A 13,201-nucleotide genomic window follows, 5' to 3' on the forward strand; every position below is an offset into this window, starting at 1 on the left:
CATGAATACCCAACCGTTAGAGCAAGAGGCTTAAGCATCGGTGTATCGAGGAACTCGCTGGCTTCGCAGTCGCCCCGTCCGCCCGGATCAGAGATCGCGAAGATCAAGGTGCGCCGCCAGCATATCGAGAAAGGCGCGGACTTTGTGGCCGCTGCATACCCGACATGCGCGCCCAGCGCGAGGCAAGGGTCCGCGCTCTCGCCGCGATCCGGCCAAGGTTGAAGCGGCGAACGCCGCGAAGCTATATAGACGAACTGGCGCGCCAAGCCGCCTGACCAGATTTATCGACCCGACCCTCCGGACCAACGAAAAGGATCTCGAATGCTCACGCTCGTGCGCAATTCAATGAGGATGAAAAAACTTCCCGCGCGCTACGCCGCCATCATCACGCCGCTGATACTCTCGGTGTTCATGTCCGGAATCGTGTCATCGGTGTCGACACTGATGAATGCCGGGTAGGATCGCTTCGCCGCGATTTGGCCTCACGCCTGGGGCGCGTCCTGGGCCATTGCCTTCCCCAGCCTCATGCTGGTGCTTCCGGTCGTTCGCCGCATCGTTGGAGCGATCGTCGAGCAACGAGCCTGAATGCCCGATTTCAGGTGTCGATAAGCGACCGGGTCAGGTCGCCATAGCCGGTAAAGCGGTATTCATATTCGAGGCCGAGGGTGTCGGCGGCGCGGCGGGCCTTTTCCTGGAGCGCTGCGTCCTCCACCTGCGAGAGGTAGACGAGCTTGCGGTAGTGGCCGAAATACATGTCGCGCAGTTCTGGGTGCCGGTCGAGGCCGAGCGGTTCTATGACGAAGGCTTCGAACTGGCGGGCGAGGAAATCGGTGAGGAAGAAGGCGCTGAGGTCGTCGTCCCAGCGCTTTGCGAAATCATCGTTGCCGGCGAAGAAGGAATAACAGTGGGGGCCGGGGATGCGCGTGACACCTTCCTCCTCGCAAAGCCGGTCGAGCTGACCGCCGGTGCCGCAATCGGCATAGGCTATGAAGATGCGCTCGAAGCCCTTTTCGCGCGCCCGAGCGATCGCCTCGCGCAGGCCGGGCGTAATCTTTTCCGGGGTGTTGTGCCAGATGGCGGGCAGGCAATGGAGATCGATGTGGTCGAGATTGTTGGCTTCGCAGATCGCAAGAATTTCGCGCGCGATGGCGCCGCAACCAATGACATGAACTTTCTTTGGTTGTGCACGTTCTCTTGCCGACGTTGCGTTTTCCATTTTTATTCCGCCTTGCAGCAACATGAAGGAATCATGGTCATGACAACGAAGACTCTCGCAACGATCGGCGTCATCCTGATGGCGCTGACAACCCTGAGTTCCTGCGCCAACACGATCCGCGGCATGGGGCAGGATACCGCAAACACCGTCAACGCGACAGAGTCGGCTGGTCGCCGGGTTGCAAGAGCCGCGAACTGACGATTTAAGGCTGGGCGCCGTATCTGCGCCCTTCCTTTCGCTTAAAATAAGAAAGCCGGCTGCCGTTTTCATCCGCGCAGCCGGCCTTCTTCTTGAAAAGCCATTTCAGGCTCAGCCGGCAGCAAGCCTGTTGTGCTTGCGCTTCATGAAGTCCTTGGCGGTCTCGACGGCGACGGCGGCATCGCGGCAATAGGCGTCCGCGCCGACAGCCTTGCCGAATTCCTCGTTGAGCGGCGCACCGCCGACGAGGACGACGTAGTCGTCGCGCAGCCCCTTTTCCTTCATCGTGTCGATAACGACCTTCATGTAGGGCATGGTGGTCGTCAGCAGCGCCGACATGCCGAGGATATCCGGCTGCTCGCGCTCGATCGCTTCCAGATAGTTCTCGACCGGATTATTGATGCCAAGGTCGACGACGTCGAAGCCGGCACCTTCCATCATCATGCCGACGAGATTCTTGCCGATGTCGTGGATGTCGCCCTTGACTGTGCCGATAACCATCTTGCCGAGCTTCGGCGCGCCTGTTTCGACGAGCAGCGGACGCAGGATCGACATGCCGGCCTTCATCGCGTTCGCCGAAAGCAGAACTTCCGGCACGAAGAGAATGCCGTCGCGGAAGTCGATACCCACGATGCGCATGCCTTCGACGAGCGCCTGGGTCAGGATATCGTATGGCGTCCAGCCGCGCTTGAGGAGGATGTTCGTCCCATCCTCGATTTCCTCCTTGAGACCGTCATAAAGGTCGTCATGCATCTGCTGCACGAGTTCCTCGTCGGAAAGGTCCTCGAGAATGATTTCATCGTCTGCCATAGTAGGGTTCCTCGGTTCCTGGCACGGTAGTCTTCGCGCGGTGATCTGGCACGATCGGACACGATCCGGACGCGTTGCTCATCCTTAGCGGCCCAAACCTAAAAATCTCTTTTTGAAAGCGACGTCGCATATGATGAAAAGCGACGGCGCCGCCGGTTCGTCCGCGCATTCACAGTCCTATCGCATCTGGACCGCATTCGTAATCGGGCGGCCGGTAAAATTCTGCAACAGTTCAAGATGTTACATTGGGCGCCGTCTGCCTCCTGCAACGGCTTTCGTACGCGTCGTGCCGAATTTGGCCCCATGCCGGGTCTTGACGGGTGTCGAGGTTGAGTGTCTGAGATGCGCCACGTCTTGGCGCATTGAGACCCGTACCGGTTCGGCGGCTTGGTAGCATTAGCCAAAAATCGATCCCGGTGCATGGTTCCGACAGTTGGTGTCGACCTTCGGAAGGAAAATGCGCCACTTAATCAAAGCGTTGCCGCGTCCCTTGCATAGAGGCGCGGCGGGAGAGGAATGAGCGAATGAGCGACGTGACAGAACAAGGCGCGGTCGAAGGCGGCGGACGCCGCGCGCGTGGCGAGGGACGAGGAGCGGCGGCGCGCCGGGCATCCCGCACCGGCGGCGGTCCGGGACCGTCTCTGCCCTACATCCAGCGCAAGATTCGCGAATATGAAGTGCTCGACGAGGAAGGTCTGCAGCTCATCGAGCGCAATGCCGATACGGTTCTCGAAGAGATCGGCATCGAATTCCGCGACGACGCCGAGGCGCTTGACCTGTGGAAGGCCGCCGGCGCCGATGTGCGCGGCCAGCGCGTTCATTTCCCGAAGGGACTCTGCCGCGAACTCCTGAAGACCGCGCCGTCGAACTTCACTTGGCATGCGCGCAATCCCGAGCGCAGCGCCCATGTGGGTGGCAAGGCGACGATCTTCGCGCCGGTCTATGGCCCCCCCTTCGTTCGCGATCTCGACGGCAACCGCCGCTACGCGACGATCGAGGATTTCCGCAATTTCGTAAAGCTCGCCTATATGGCGCCGTCGATGCATTCGTCCGGCGGCACGGTCTGCGAGCCGGTCGATGTTCCGGTAAACAAGCGCCATCTCGATATGGTCTACAGCCATATCAAATATTCCGACAAGCCGTTCATGGGCTCGGTCACGGCGCCCGAGCGCGCGGAAGACACGATCGCCATGGCGAAGATCGTCTTCGGTGACGACTTCGTCGAGAACAACACGGTGACGCTGAACCTCATCAACGCCAACTCGCCGATGGTCTTCGACGAGACCATGGTGGGCGCGCTCAAGGTCTATGCCCGCCACAACCAGGCTTGCGTGCTTTCGCCGTTCATCCTGTCCGGTGCGATGAGCCCGGTCACCGTCGCCGGCACACTCACGCAGATTCTGGCCGAAGTGCTCGCGGGTGCCTCGTTCACCCAGCTCATCCGCAAGGGCGCGCCGGTGCTCTTCGGCACCTTCGCCGCGTCGATCTCGATGCAGTCGGGCGCGCCGACCTTCGGTACGCCGGAGCCGTCGCTGGTTTCCTACGGCGCGGCGCAGCTTGCCCGCCGTCTCGGCCTGCCGTTCCGTACCGGCGGCTCGCTCTGCGGCTCGAAGGTTCCGGATGCGCAGGCCGCGCACGAATCGGCGAACACGCTGAACATGACGTTGCTTGCAGGCACCAATTTCGTGCTGCACGCGGCCGGCTGGCTCGAAGGCGGTCTCGTGTCGTCCTACGAGAAGTTCATGATCGACCAGGACCAACTCGGCATGATGCAGAAGATGGCCGAAGGCGTCGACCTTTCCGAAAACGCCCAGGCGCTCGACGCGATCCGCGAAGTCGGCCCCGGCAGCCACTATCTCGGCTGCGCCCATACGCAGGCCAATTTCCAGACCGCCTTCTACCGCTCGCCGCTCGCCGACAACAATTCCTTCGAGCAGTGGGAAATCGAAGGCGAGAAGCGGATCGAACAGCGCGCCAATGCGCTCGCCCGCTCGTGGCTCGAACATTACGAGGCGCCTTACCTCGATCCGGCGATCGACGACGCTCTGAAGGAGTATATCGCCAAGCGCAAGGACTCGATGCCGGACGCCTTCACCTGAAAGGCTCCCGAGCGAGCCAGGGAGCAAGGCGGCAGGGCGCAGGTGGCCGACATGATCCAGAAGGACGTCTGGCGCCCGCATTACGATCTACAGGGGCCGAAGCCGAAATGACGGTTTCTTCGGCGGAAGAATTGGTGGAAACGATCCGTGCGGCGCTCGCGCCGCACGGTCTTTTTTTGCGCGGTACGGTGAATTTTGCAGCCAGCGAGGGCGCACCGATGCGCGCGGATGGGAAGCCGGCTGCGAGCGTGGTGCTCATCGGCAATGTCGGCGGTTCGCTCTGGGAGCCTTTCAGCCGGTGGCGCGAGCACGAGCCGGATCGCGGCGGCGCGAATCCGCTCGACAATTGGTCGAGACAGGCGATCCATCCGGTGGCCGAGACGACAGGTGCGACGGCCTATTTCCCCTCCGATCCGCCGTGGCAGCCGTTCCAGCAATGGGCGATGCGCGCCGAGGGCCTGAAGGCGTCGCCGCTCGGTATCCTGATCCATCCTCGCTTTGGCCTCTGGCACGGTTACCGCGGCGCGCTCGGCTTTGATCGAGAGCTGCTGCATACGGGCAGCGTTCCGGCTGGCCATCCCTGCGATGCCTGTATGGAAAAGCCGTGCATTTCCGCCTGTCCGGCCGACGCCTTGGCTTCCGGCACTTTCGATGTCGGCCGCTGCCGCACGTATCTGAGGACGCAGCCGGGGGCAGGCGGTTGTCTCGCTCACGGCTGCCTCTCGCGCGATGCCTGTCCGATGGGGCGAGACTATCGCTACCCGGATGCGCAACTCCGTTTCCATATGGCGGCGCTGAGCCTCTAGGTGAAGAGGTCTCCTGCGCCGCGGACGCGGCGCTGCTGGATTCCTGTGACAAGCACAGGAATGAGGGGCCATATTTTTGGCCGCGCACGAGCAGTTCAATTGACTTGATGAGAGAGCTTAGCGGGTGCGCGGCGTTCTACTATTCATCGCAGCGACACGCCGCGCGCGTGAAGATGCTTTGAAACCAGGTCGCAACGGGCTATCCGCCCGCCTTCACCAGGTCAGTTGGCTGGTGACGCGTAGACAGCACGAACTCCCGGTCATCAAGTTGGTTAGCCTGGCAGCACGGTAGCAACATTCTCTCCCTCATTCCTGTGCTTGTCACAGGAATCCAGCCACGGCGCGTCCGCGCCGTTATTGACCTGCCAACCCTATATCCCGGAAAAGACCGCGCGCATCAAACCGCCGCAATCCGTGCGATGCTACGCGTCACGATCCGCTTCGAGTCGCGAACCATGCCACTGTTTCCGAAAGCCTTCCTCGTCGGCGCTGCCATTCTCACGGCCGGCTTTGCCAAACCCTCGCCGGACGACGCGGCAGATGCTGCCTGCCGCTTTGCGACGCAATCGGGGCCGATGCTGGTGATCGACGGGGCGCTGCATCCGCGCTTCCTGCCGAACAGCGATAGTTTGAAAACCCGAAACGGCGTCGGCGTGACGAAAGGCGGCGAGGTCGTCTTCGCGGTGTCGAAGCGGCCGGTGCGCTTTCATGATTTCGCGACGCTGTTTCGCGACATGCTCGATTGCCCGAATGCGCTCTTTCTCGACGGCACGATTTCGAGCCTCTATGCGCCGGAGATCAATCGCCACGATCGGCTGTTCCCTCTCGGGCCGATCATCGCAGTCGTCGCTTCGTTCCCGCGATAACTTTTTTTCGACTGGACCCAAGGAATAGCGACTGGCGGACGTCTAACGGGAAAATAGGTCAAAAGCGGGCACGGACTTGGACGCGGAACTCGTTGAAAAGGCGGTGAGGGGCGACAGGGAGGCGTTCAGCCTCTTGGTCGAGCGCCATTATGATTTCGTCCATGCGGTCGCCTGGCGCTGGTCCGGCAATGGGGCCGATGCGGAAGATATAGCGCAGGACGTCTGCATTCGCCTCGGCTCGGCTGTTCGCGGCTTTCGCGGCACCAGCCGTTTCCGCACCTGGCTCTACACGCTGACGCTCAACGCCGCGCGCGACCACAGACGACGGCAGGTGCGCGATGCGCGCAAGATGCAGGCCTATGCATCGGATCAATCGGCGCAGGGCACATCCGACGGGGAGGACGACGACCGGCAGGAGGCGCTCTGGGCGGCCGTGCGGGCGCTGCCGGAAAAGCAATGCGATGCCGTCCTGCTCGTCTATGCCGAGGGCTTGAGCCATGCCGCAGCGGCCGACGTGCTCGGCTGCTCCGAAGCGACCATCTCCTGGCACGTCCATGAGGCGCGGAAGCGCCTGCGGACATTGCTCGGCAAGGAGGCTGTATGATCATGACCGATGATTTCGAAACGCTTGCCGGAAAGCTGCCGCCGACGCCTTCGAGCGAAGCGCGGGCGCGCGCGCTCGCCGCAGCTATGGATGCCTATGACACGGCGGAAAATTCGAGTGCCGCCCAAGGATCAGCCATGCCCGGTCGTCCAAGCTCCATCCTCAACCGGATATGGAGCCCCATCATGAACCGGAAACTGCTCGCGGGATCGGCACTGGCAACGCTCATCGTCGTGCCCGCCGCCGCCTTCCTGGCCTTGGAAATGATCCGCAACGATCGGCCCCCAGAGCCGGAGACCGAGGTTGCCGTGAAGGTGGAGCCTAAGCCGGCTGCGCCCGCGGCGGGCAACGGTGCGTCGCTCGCCCGCTCGCAGGCCACCACAAAACACTCCGAAAAGACAGAAAGCGAGGCATCGGCCGCGGGAGCCGACGCGACGGCGAGCCAGACGGCTGCCGACACCGCGGCACCGAGCACCGTTGGCGAGGCGGTCGGCTTTGCGATGCGCGGGCGAATGGAGGTCATGCCGGCGCCGGCCGCACCGGCCGATATTCTCCCCCAGCCGGATGAGAACCGTGAGCGATTCGGCAACGCGGATGCCAATCCGGTGAAGAGCGTCGCGACCGAGCCGGTCTCGACCTTCTCCGTCGATGTCGACACGGCCTCCTATTCCTTCGTCCGCCGCTCGCTGATGGCGGGCGAAATGCCCAGTCCCGATGCCGTGCGGATCGAGGAGATGGTCAACTATTTCCCCTATGATTGGCCGCGCCCGGCATCGCCCGCCGAGCCCTTCAAGGCAACGGTCACCGTTACTCCGACCCCGTGGAATGCTGGCACGCGCCTGATGCACGTGGCGATCAAGGGCTATGAGGTCGTGCCTGCGGAGGCGCCGAAGGCCAACCTCGTTTTCCTGATCGACGTTTCCGGTTCAATGGACGAGCCGGACAAACTGCCGCTGTTGAAGAACGCTTTCCGCCTGCTTGTCGATAAGCTGAAGCCCGAGGACACCGTGTCGATCGTCACCTATGCCGGAAACGCCGGCACCGCGCTCGAACCGACCGCGGTCAAGGACAAGGCAAAGATCCTGGCCGCAATCGACACGCTGGCACCCGGCGGCTCGACGGCCGGCGCTGCCGGCATCGACGCGGCCTATCAGCTGGCCGAAAGAGCCTTCGTCAAGGGTGGCGTCAACCGCATCCTGCTGGCGACGGACGGCGACTTCAATGTCGGTCCGTCGAGCGACGAGGAGCTGAAGCGGCGGGTCGAGGAAAAGCGCAAGAGCGGCATCTTCCTCTCGGTGCTCGGCTTCGGTCGAGGCAATTACAACGATGCGCTGATGCAGACGATCGCCCAGAACGGCAACGGCGTTGCCGCCTATATCGACACGCTGGCGGAGGCGCAGAAGACATTGGTCGAGGAAGCGGGCTCATCGCTCTTCCCGATCGCCAAGGATGTCAAGCTGCAAGTGGAGTTCAACCCTGCCGCGATCGCCGAATATCGCCTCATCGGCTACGAGACCCGCGCCCTGACGCGCGAGGATTTCAACAACGACCGCGTGGATGCGGGCGATATCGGCTCCGGCCACAGCGTCACCGCGATCTATGAAGTGACGCCGAAGGGAAGTCCGGCCGTCCTCAACGATGACTTGCGCTATGCAGCCGCGGAGAAGCCTGCCGCTGGCGCACCTTCGCGTGCGAACGAGCTCGCTTACGTCAAGATCCGCTACAAGAAGTCGGACGGCGACAAAAGCGAGCTGATCACCACGCCGGTCACGGAGGCGAATGCCGAGCCATCGCTCGCCGACGCTCCGGCGGACGTCCGCTTCTCGGCCGCCGTCGCCGCCTTCGGCCAGAAGCTTGCGGGGAACTCGGCGCTTTCCGGCTATTCCTATGCGGCGATCGCCGATCTCGCAGCCGCCGCCAAAGGGGCCGACCCCTTCGGCTACCGCGCCGAGTTCGTCAATCTGGTGCGCCTCGCCAAGGGGCTTTCTCGTGAATAATCGATGGATGGTCGCCACCCGCCTGGCCGGTACCTTCTCCCCGTGAGGCGGGGAGAAGGGATTCGCGGCGGCGTTTCCCGGTCCTCATTCCTGCGTTCGTCACTTGGCATCGAGCAGCGGTCCAAGTCGGCGGCGCGGAAGACTTTACATACCAGTGCCATATGGCCCAGGCTCGAGGGCGACAACAGCCTCAAGTCTTAAACGCCCGCTGGAGTCCTCCGGATCGCGTCAATCCTGTCCTGAAAGCCTGGTAGGCCGGATGCTGGCTCGAGCGCGCGGCTTCCATGAGGCGCATCTGCAGGCGGGCGGGTGCCTCGTTGCCGAGCCATTCGCCGAGCTTTTCGAGCTTCAACGAATTCAGAAATCGCGTTTGCGAGGCGAGATCCAGATGGCGGTGCAAGCCTTCGATCAGGTTTTCGTCCTGTTCGGAGCTTTCCATCAGCAACTTGACGAAGGCCTGGTCGGTCTCGCCGAAGCTCGAAAACCTGGCGGCTGTCGTTTCTCTGTCCGGAAAGGCTGCTGGCCCGGCGTTCATGGATCGTCTCCCCTCGAATCGAACGTGCTTCGGGGATAGGACAGCCGCCAGTCGTCCGCAAGCACACAACAAATGGACAATTCGTCTAATATTGACAAAACACGCAAATGTGTTGATGTGGGTGTCATGAATATCGAACCAACCATCCCCTTCAGTCTCGCCATGCACGCACCATCCGCGGCCGCGATCAGCGCGCTGCTCTACCCTCACGCCGAGGTCGTCCTGCACGATCTTGCGACCGGTCGGATCGCCGGCATCTGGAACGCCTTTTCGGGCCGTGCCGCCGGCATGGAGTCGCTGATGGAGGAGGAGTTCGGCAAGGGGCCAGGCAACGAAACCGTGCTCGGCCCCTACGAGAAGGTCGGGCCTGACGGCCGGCGGCTGAAATCGGTCTCGGCCGTGCTGCGCCACGCCGACGGCAGTGCCGCCGGGCTGCTGTGCATCAACCTCGACGTTTCGCGGATCGACGATGCGGTGAAATTGTTGGCGGCATTTGCGGGCACGCCGGAGCCGCGGCCGCAGGCGCTGTTTTCCCGTGACTGGCGAGAGGAAATCAATGCCGCGCTGCATGGCTGGCTGAAGGCGAGGGGGCTTGCGCTCTCCGCCATGAAACGTGCCGACCGCATCGCCCTCGTCGCCGCACTCGAAGAACAGGGGCTCTTCAAGACGCGCAACGCGGTCGACCACCTGGCGGGCCTCATCGGGGCCTCGCGCGCCTCGATATACAACTACCTCGCGGCCGCACGGCGCGGCGAGGCCGCCTGAATTCGACACGCGACCGCTTCGCCAGCGAAGCCCGCGCTCAAGAAGGACAATCGACATGACGACCCTGCCGGCCTTCCGCCTCGAAACCCATTTCTCGCGCTGGGAATTCACCGCACGCCACCACATGACCGCGAGCGACAGCGAAACCATGACGATGGCGGAACTGCTTTCCCTTGCCGATGATGCCGATCGGGAGGCCTGGGAGCAACTGACGCTCGGCTATACCGAAACCTATGGCGCGCCGGCACTGCGCCAGGCGATCGCCGCCACTTACGACGGGCTAGATGACGGTGATATCCTCTGCTTTGCCGGTGCCGAGGAGGGGCTCTATTGCGCGATGCTCGCACTGCTCGGGCCTGACGACCACGCCATCGTGACGGTGCCGAACTACCAGTCGATGGAGACGCTGCCGGTGACCATCGCCGCTTCGGTGACCGGCGTGCCCTTGCGGCCGGAAAACCACTGGCAGCTCGATATCGCCGATGTACGCGCGGCGTTGAAGCCGAATACCAGGCTCGTTGCCGTCAACTTCCCCAACAATCCGACCGGCGCGATTGCCAATCAGGCGACCTTCCGGGCGCTCGCCGATCTCTGTGCCGAGCGCGGCATCCACCTCTTCAGCGACGAGGTCTATCGCGGGCTGGAGCGCGATCCGGGCAAGCGCCTGCCGCAGGCGGCCGAGCTTTTCGAGCGCGGCGTATCGCTTAACGTCATGTCCAAGGCCTATGGTCTTCCGGGCCTCCGAATCGGCTGGATCGCCTGCCGCGACCATGCGCTTCTGCAACGCATGGAGGGCATGAAGCACTATCTCTCGATCTGCAACTCCCGGCCGTCGGAGGTTCTCGCGACGATTGCGCTGAAATCGCGAGCGCAGATCCTCGATCGCAACCTGGCGCTCTGCACGGCAAACCTCGCAAAGCTCCAGGCATTCTTTGCCGAATTTCCGGATCTCTACGAATGGCGCGCGCCGGATGGCGGCTGTGTCGGTTTCGCCCGCTATCTCGGGGCGGACGGCGTCGGGGAACATTGCCGGCGGCTGGTCGAGGAATCGGGCGTGCTGCTTCTGCCATCCAGCCTATTCGCCTCCGATCTCCTCCCGGTCGCGGCAGACCGCTTCCGCGTCGGCTTCGGCCGCAAGAATATCGAGGTCGGGCTCGACGCCTGGCGCAGTCATCTTCGCGACGGTGCTGCACGCCGCAGCGCCTGACGTTTCGCCGAAGAACAAAAGAAAACGCTCCGGGCATTCCGCTCCGGAGCGTTTGTCGTTTTCGTGCTGTGCTGCTTCGGCTTCTCAGGCGCGGCGGCGACCGCTGCGTTCGCGGGTCGGGGCGGAGGCGCCCTCGTTGGCGGTCTTGTTCCGCAAGGGCCCGATCTTTTCGACGATCATGTCGAGCGTCGGGCGTTCGCCCCTGGAGTGATTATCGAGCGCGAGACGCATCGCGGCCAGGTGATTGCAGGTAGTGCCGCAGCAGCCACCGATGATCTTCGCGCCGGCGTCGACCGCCAGCCGCACATATTCCGCCATCAGCGGCGGCGTGCCGGAATAATGAATTTCGGAGCCGCGGAATTCCGGAATGCCGCAATTGCCCTTCACGACGACGGTCGCCTCCGGAGCCGCCGCGGTCATGTCGAGCAGTGACGACAGGATGTCGGAGGCGCCGACACCGCAGTTGGCGCCGACTGCAACCGGACCTTGGCCGATGTCGCCGGCGACAGCGTGAATGTCCTTGGGGTGAAGACCCATCATCGTCTTGCCGGCTGTGTCGAAGGAGCCGGTATAGACGTAAGGAAGGCCGACATTGGTGGCCGCTTCGGCCGCCGCGCGGATTTCGTCCGGCGAGGACATGGTCTCGATCCAGGCGATTTCCGCGCCGCCCGCCTTCAGGCCCTCGATCTGTTCGGCGAAGGCTGCGACCGCATCCTCGTAGGAGAGGGCACCGAGCGGGATCAGCAATTCGCCGGTCGGGCCGACGGAGCCTGCGGTGATGACCTTGCGCGGCGCCTTGTCGGCAACGGCGCGGGCGATCTCGGCGGCGCGCTTGTTGAGCGCATGCACGCGGTCCTCGGCCTGATGCAGCTTCAGGCGATGACGCGTGCCGCCGAAGGAATTGGTGAGAATGATGTCGGCGCCGGCATCAACGAAATCCTGATGCAGCTTGGTGATCCTTTCCGGCTTCGCCTCGTTCCAGAGCTCCGGCGCTTCGCCGGCTTCGAGACCCATGGCGAAGAGCGACGTCCCGGTCGCCCCGTCGGCAAGCAGGACGCCCTTCCGGGCGAGGAGATCGGAAAGGGCATTGGCGGAAGCGGACATCGGTTTTTCCCGGCTGAATGAAATTACAACAAGATATAAAGATATCTTTATGTGATTGCAACCAACTTCGCAGGCGCGTGGCGGAAAAGTCGGAAAGCCGGCCTCAAGCTGTCATGCGCCGGGCCGTGGCTGCGGGACATTCCACGGCAGGCCGTCTGCCAGAAGGGCGGCAAGGTCTGTCGCGGGCTTGCCGGCGTTGGCCCGCACGCGCAGGCTGAATTCGGCGACGGGCAGGGGCGGCAGGTCGAGATGCATGGGGGCGGGCGCCATTCCCGGCCCCAGGAACCGCGCCGTGCGCGTCGTCACGGCGATGCCGCTCACGACGGCGGCACGCAGACCCGACAGGCTCGGGCTCGTCGCCGCGAGCCGAAACGGGCGCTCGGCCGATTCGAGCGCCGAAATGGCAGCGGACCGGAATCCGCAGGGCGGGTCGAGCACGGCCAATGGAAGCTGCGCATCGACCGTCGCCAACCCCCTGTCGGAGCAAAGCCAGATCATCTCTTCTCTCAGCACGAGCAGTTCGTCGGTCGCGGTCGCCTGCCGCATGGTGAGCAGGATGTCGACCTGACCCTGATCGAAGGCCAAGGCCAGTTCCTTCGATCTGCCGATCCTGAGATCGAGGCGAACCCTTGGATGCGAGCGGGCGAAGCGGCGCAGGAGGTCGGGCAGCGTCGTATCGGCGAAATCCTGCGTGCTGGCGAGCGAAATCCGACCGTCGGCGCGCGCGCCCCTGAGGCTGAGCCAGGCATCTCGATGCGCGTCGAGGATGCGGCGAGCATGATTCACGAGTTCCTCGCCGACTGGCGTCAGCGAACGTCCACGGCCGGCCGGCGCCAGAAGCGGTTCGCCGATGAGCGCTTCGAGACGCTGCATCTGCGCCGTCACGGCGGACGGGGACCGATTGACGACCGCCGCGGCGCGGGCGAGCGAACCACCTTCGGCGAAGGCAAGAAAAGTGCGCAGGAGATCGGGGTCGATTGCGTCCATAATTCGA

Annotated in this window: 14 protein-coding genes and 1 pseudogene; 10 read left to right on the forward strand and 5 right to left on the reverse strand. The window is 63.4% G+C overall.

The window, feature by feature from the left end; genetic code table 11:
* The first annotated feature begins 321 nt into the window (after window positions 1-321).
* Together ILFOPFJJ_RS36505 and ILFOPFJJ_RS36510 are read left to right on the forward strand one after the other, a co-directional pair.
* A complete protein-coding gene (locus ILFOPFJJ_RS36505) occupies window positions 322-459 on the forward strand; it encodes a hypothetical protein (RefSeq protein WP_376741443.1) in 138 nt (45 codons plus the stop codon).
* Window positions 460-474: 15 nt separating this feature from the next.
* Window positions 475-585 carry a DUF2798 domain-containing protein gene (locus ILFOPFJJ_RS36510; RefSeq protein WP_376741448.1) on the forward strand — a complete coding sequence of 37 codons (111 nt, stop codon included), beginning with the start codon at window positions 475-477 and terminating at the stop codon, window positions 583-585.
* A 10-nt stretch (window positions 586-595) separates the two neighbouring features.
* Here the strand turns inward: ILFOPFJJ_RS36510 and ILFOPFJJ_RS22735 are convergent, their stop codons facing one another.
* Complete coding sequence (locus ILFOPFJJ_RS22735; RefSeq protein ID WP_173512820.1) at window positions 596-1,216, reverse strand: DUF1638 domain-containing protein; 621 nt, start codon at window positions 1,214-1,216, stop codon at window positions 596-598.
* Between the two features lie 78 nt (window positions 1,217-1,294).
* On the opposite strand from ILFOPFJJ_RS22735, the gene ILFOPFJJ_RS22740 reads away from it, so the two are divergent.
* Window positions 1,295-1,414, forward strand: coding sequence for an entericidin domain-containing protein (locus ILFOPFJJ_RS22740; protein ID WP_376741449.1), 120 nt, complete (start codon window positions 1,295-1,297; stop codon window positions 1,412-1,414).
* Between the two features lie 111 nt (window positions 1,415-1,525).
* On the opposite strand, the gene ILFOPFJJ_RS22745 is transcribed toward ILFOPFJJ_RS22740, so the two are convergent.
* Complete coding sequence (locus ILFOPFJJ_RS22745) at window positions 1,526-2,224, reverse strand: cobalamin B12-binding domain-containing protein (protein WP_173512822.1); 699 nt, start codon at window positions 2,222-2,224, stop codon at window positions 1,526-1,528.
* A gap of 524 nt (window positions 2,225-2,748) precedes the next feature.
* Between ILFOPFJJ_RS22745 and ILFOPFJJ_RS22750 the strand changes: the two genes are divergently transcribed.
* From ILFOPFJJ_RS22750 to ILFOPFJJ_RS22770, 5 genes and pseudogenes are all read left to right on the forward strand, one after another.
* Window positions 2,749-4,323, forward strand: a complete 1,575-nt coding sequence (locus ILFOPFJJ_RS22750; protein ID WP_173512823.1) for a trimethylamine methyltransferase family protein — start codon at window positions 2,749-2,751, stop codon at window positions 4,321-4,323.
* A 107-nt stretch (window positions 4,324-4,430) separates the two neighbouring features.
* Complete coding sequence (locus ILFOPFJJ_RS22755) at window positions 4,431-5,129, forward strand: 4Fe-4S dicluster domain-containing protein (RefSeq protein ID WP_173512824.1); 699 nt, start codon at window positions 4,431-4,433, stop codon at window positions 5,127-5,129.
* Window positions 5,130-5,659: 530 nt separating this feature from the next.
* Window positions 5,660-5,995 (forward strand): annotated as a pseudogene (locus ILFOPFJJ_RS22760) (phosphodiester glycosidase family protein); the annotation flags it as partial.
* Window positions 5,996-6,071: 76 nt separating this feature from the next.
* Window positions 6,072-6,599, forward strand: coding sequence for an RNA polymerase sigma factor (locus ILFOPFJJ_RS22765; protein WP_173512826.1), 528 nt, complete (start codon window positions 6,072-6,074; stop codon window positions 6,597-6,599).
* Window positions 6,596-8,596, forward strand: a complete 2,001-nt coding sequence (locus tag ILFOPFJJ_RS22770; protein WP_173512827.1) for a vWA domain-containing protein — start codon at window positions 6,596-6,598, stop codon at window positions 8,594-8,596. The genes ILFOPFJJ_RS22765 and ILFOPFJJ_RS22770 overlap by 4 nt, the downstream gene beginning before the upstream one ends.
* 190 nt (window positions 8,597-8,786) lie before the next feature.
* Here ILFOPFJJ_RS22770 and ILFOPFJJ_RS22775 read toward each other — a convergent pair whose 3' ends face one another.
* Window positions 8,787-9,131 carry a hypothetical protein gene (locus ILFOPFJJ_RS22775; RefSeq protein WP_173512828.1) on the reverse strand — a complete coding sequence of 115 codons (345 nt, stop codon included), beginning with the start codon at window positions 9,129-9,131 and terminating at the stop codon, window positions 8,787-8,789.
* A gap of 126 nt (window positions 9,132-9,257) precedes the next feature.
* Between ILFOPFJJ_RS22775 and ILFOPFJJ_RS22780 the strand changes: the two genes are divergently transcribed.
* Both ILFOPFJJ_RS22780 and ILFOPFJJ_RS22785 read left to right on the forward strand, forming a co-directional pair.
* Window positions 9,258-9,896, forward strand: a complete 639-nt coding sequence (locus ILFOPFJJ_RS22780; RefSeq protein ID WP_173512829.1) for a helix-turn-helix transcriptional regulator — start codon at window positions 9,258-9,260, stop codon at window positions 9,894-9,896.
* Between the two features lie 55 nt (window positions 9,897-9,951).
* Window positions 9,952-11,103 (forward strand): aminotransferase class I/II-fold pyridoxal phosphate-dependent enzyme, encoded by a 1,152-nt coding sequence (locus ILFOPFJJ_RS22785; protein WP_173512830.1) that lies wholly within the window; start codon window positions 9,952-9,954, stop codon window positions 11,101-11,103.
* An 84-nt stretch (window positions 11,104-11,187) separates the two neighbouring features.
* Here ILFOPFJJ_RS22785 and bmt read toward each other — a convergent pair whose 3' ends face one another.
* Together bmt and ILFOPFJJ_RS22795 are read right to left on the reverse strand one after the other, a co-directional pair.
* On the reverse strand, window positions 11,188-12,207 hold the full coding sequence (bmt, locus tag ILFOPFJJ_RS22790) for a betaine--homocysteine S-methyltransferase (RefSeq protein ID WP_173512831.1): 1,020 nt from the start codon (window positions 12,205-12,207) through the stop codon (window positions 11,188-11,190).
* Window positions 12,208-12,318: 111 nt separating this feature from the next.
* The gene (locus ILFOPFJJ_RS22795; RefSeq protein WP_173512832.1) at window positions 12,319-13,194 is read right to left on the reverse strand and encodes a LysR substrate-binding domain-containing protein; all 876 of its coding nucleotides are present in this window, start codon (window positions 13,192-13,194) and stop codon (window positions 12,319-12,321) included.
* Between the last annotated feature and the right edge of the window lie 7 nt (window positions 13,195-13,201).

The sequence above is a fragment of the Sinorhizobium psoraleae genome, from assembly GCF_013283645.1.
GTDB lineage: Bacteria > Pseudomonadota > Alphaproteobacteria > Rhizobiales > Rhizobiaceae > Sinorhizobium > Sinorhizobium psoraleae.

Coding starts and splice junctions, on each gene's coding strand:
- ILFOPFJJ_RS22745 (WP_173512822.1), bottom strand. CDS start 2,224: ATGGCAGACGATGAAATCATTCTCGAGGACCTTTCCGACGAGGAACTC.
- ILFOPFJJ_RS22755 (WP_173512824.1), top strand. CDS start 4,431: ATGACGGTTTCTTCGGCGGAAGAATTGGTGGAAACGATCCGTGCGGCG.
- ILFOPFJJ_RS22780 (WP_173512829.1), top strand. CDS start 9,258: ATGAATATCGAACCAACCATCCCCTTCAGTCTCGCCATGCACGCACCA.
- ILFOPFJJ_RS22795 (WP_173512832.1), bottom strand. CDS start 13,194: ATGGACGCAATCGACCCCGATCTCCTGCGCACTTTTCTTGCCTTCGCC.
- ILFOPFJJ_RS22775 (WP_173512828.1), bottom strand. CDS start 9,131: ATGAACGCCGGGCCAGCAGCCTTTCCGGACAGAGAAACGACAGCCGCC.
- ILFOPFJJ_RS22785 (WP_173512830.1), top strand. CDS start 9,952: ATGACGACCCTGCCGGCCTTCCGCCTCGAAACCCATTTCTCGCGCTGG.
- bmt (WP_173512831.1), bottom strand. CDS start 12,207: ATGTCCGCTTCCGCCAATGCCCTTTCCGATCTCCTCGCCCGGAAGGGC.
- ILFOPFJJ_RS22735 (WP_173512820.1), bottom strand. CDS start 1,216: ATGGAAAACGCAACGTCGGCAAGAGAACGTGCACAACCAAAGAAAGTT.
- ILFOPFJJ_RS22740 (WP_376741449.1), top strand. CDS start 1,295: ATGGCGCTGACAACCCTGAGTTCCTGCGCCAACACGATCCGCGGCATG.
- ILFOPFJJ_RS22750 (WP_173512823.1), top strand. CDS start 2,749: ATGAGCGACGTGACAGAACAAGGCGCGGTCGAAGGCGGCGGACGCCGC.
- ILFOPFJJ_RS22770 (WP_173512827.1), top strand. CDS start 6,596: ATGATCATGACCGATGATTTCGAAACGCTTGCCGGAAAGCTGCCGCCG.
- ILFOPFJJ_RS36505 (WP_376741443.1), top strand. CDS start 322: ATGCTCACGCTCGTGCGCAATTCAATGAGGATGAAAAAACTTCCCGCG.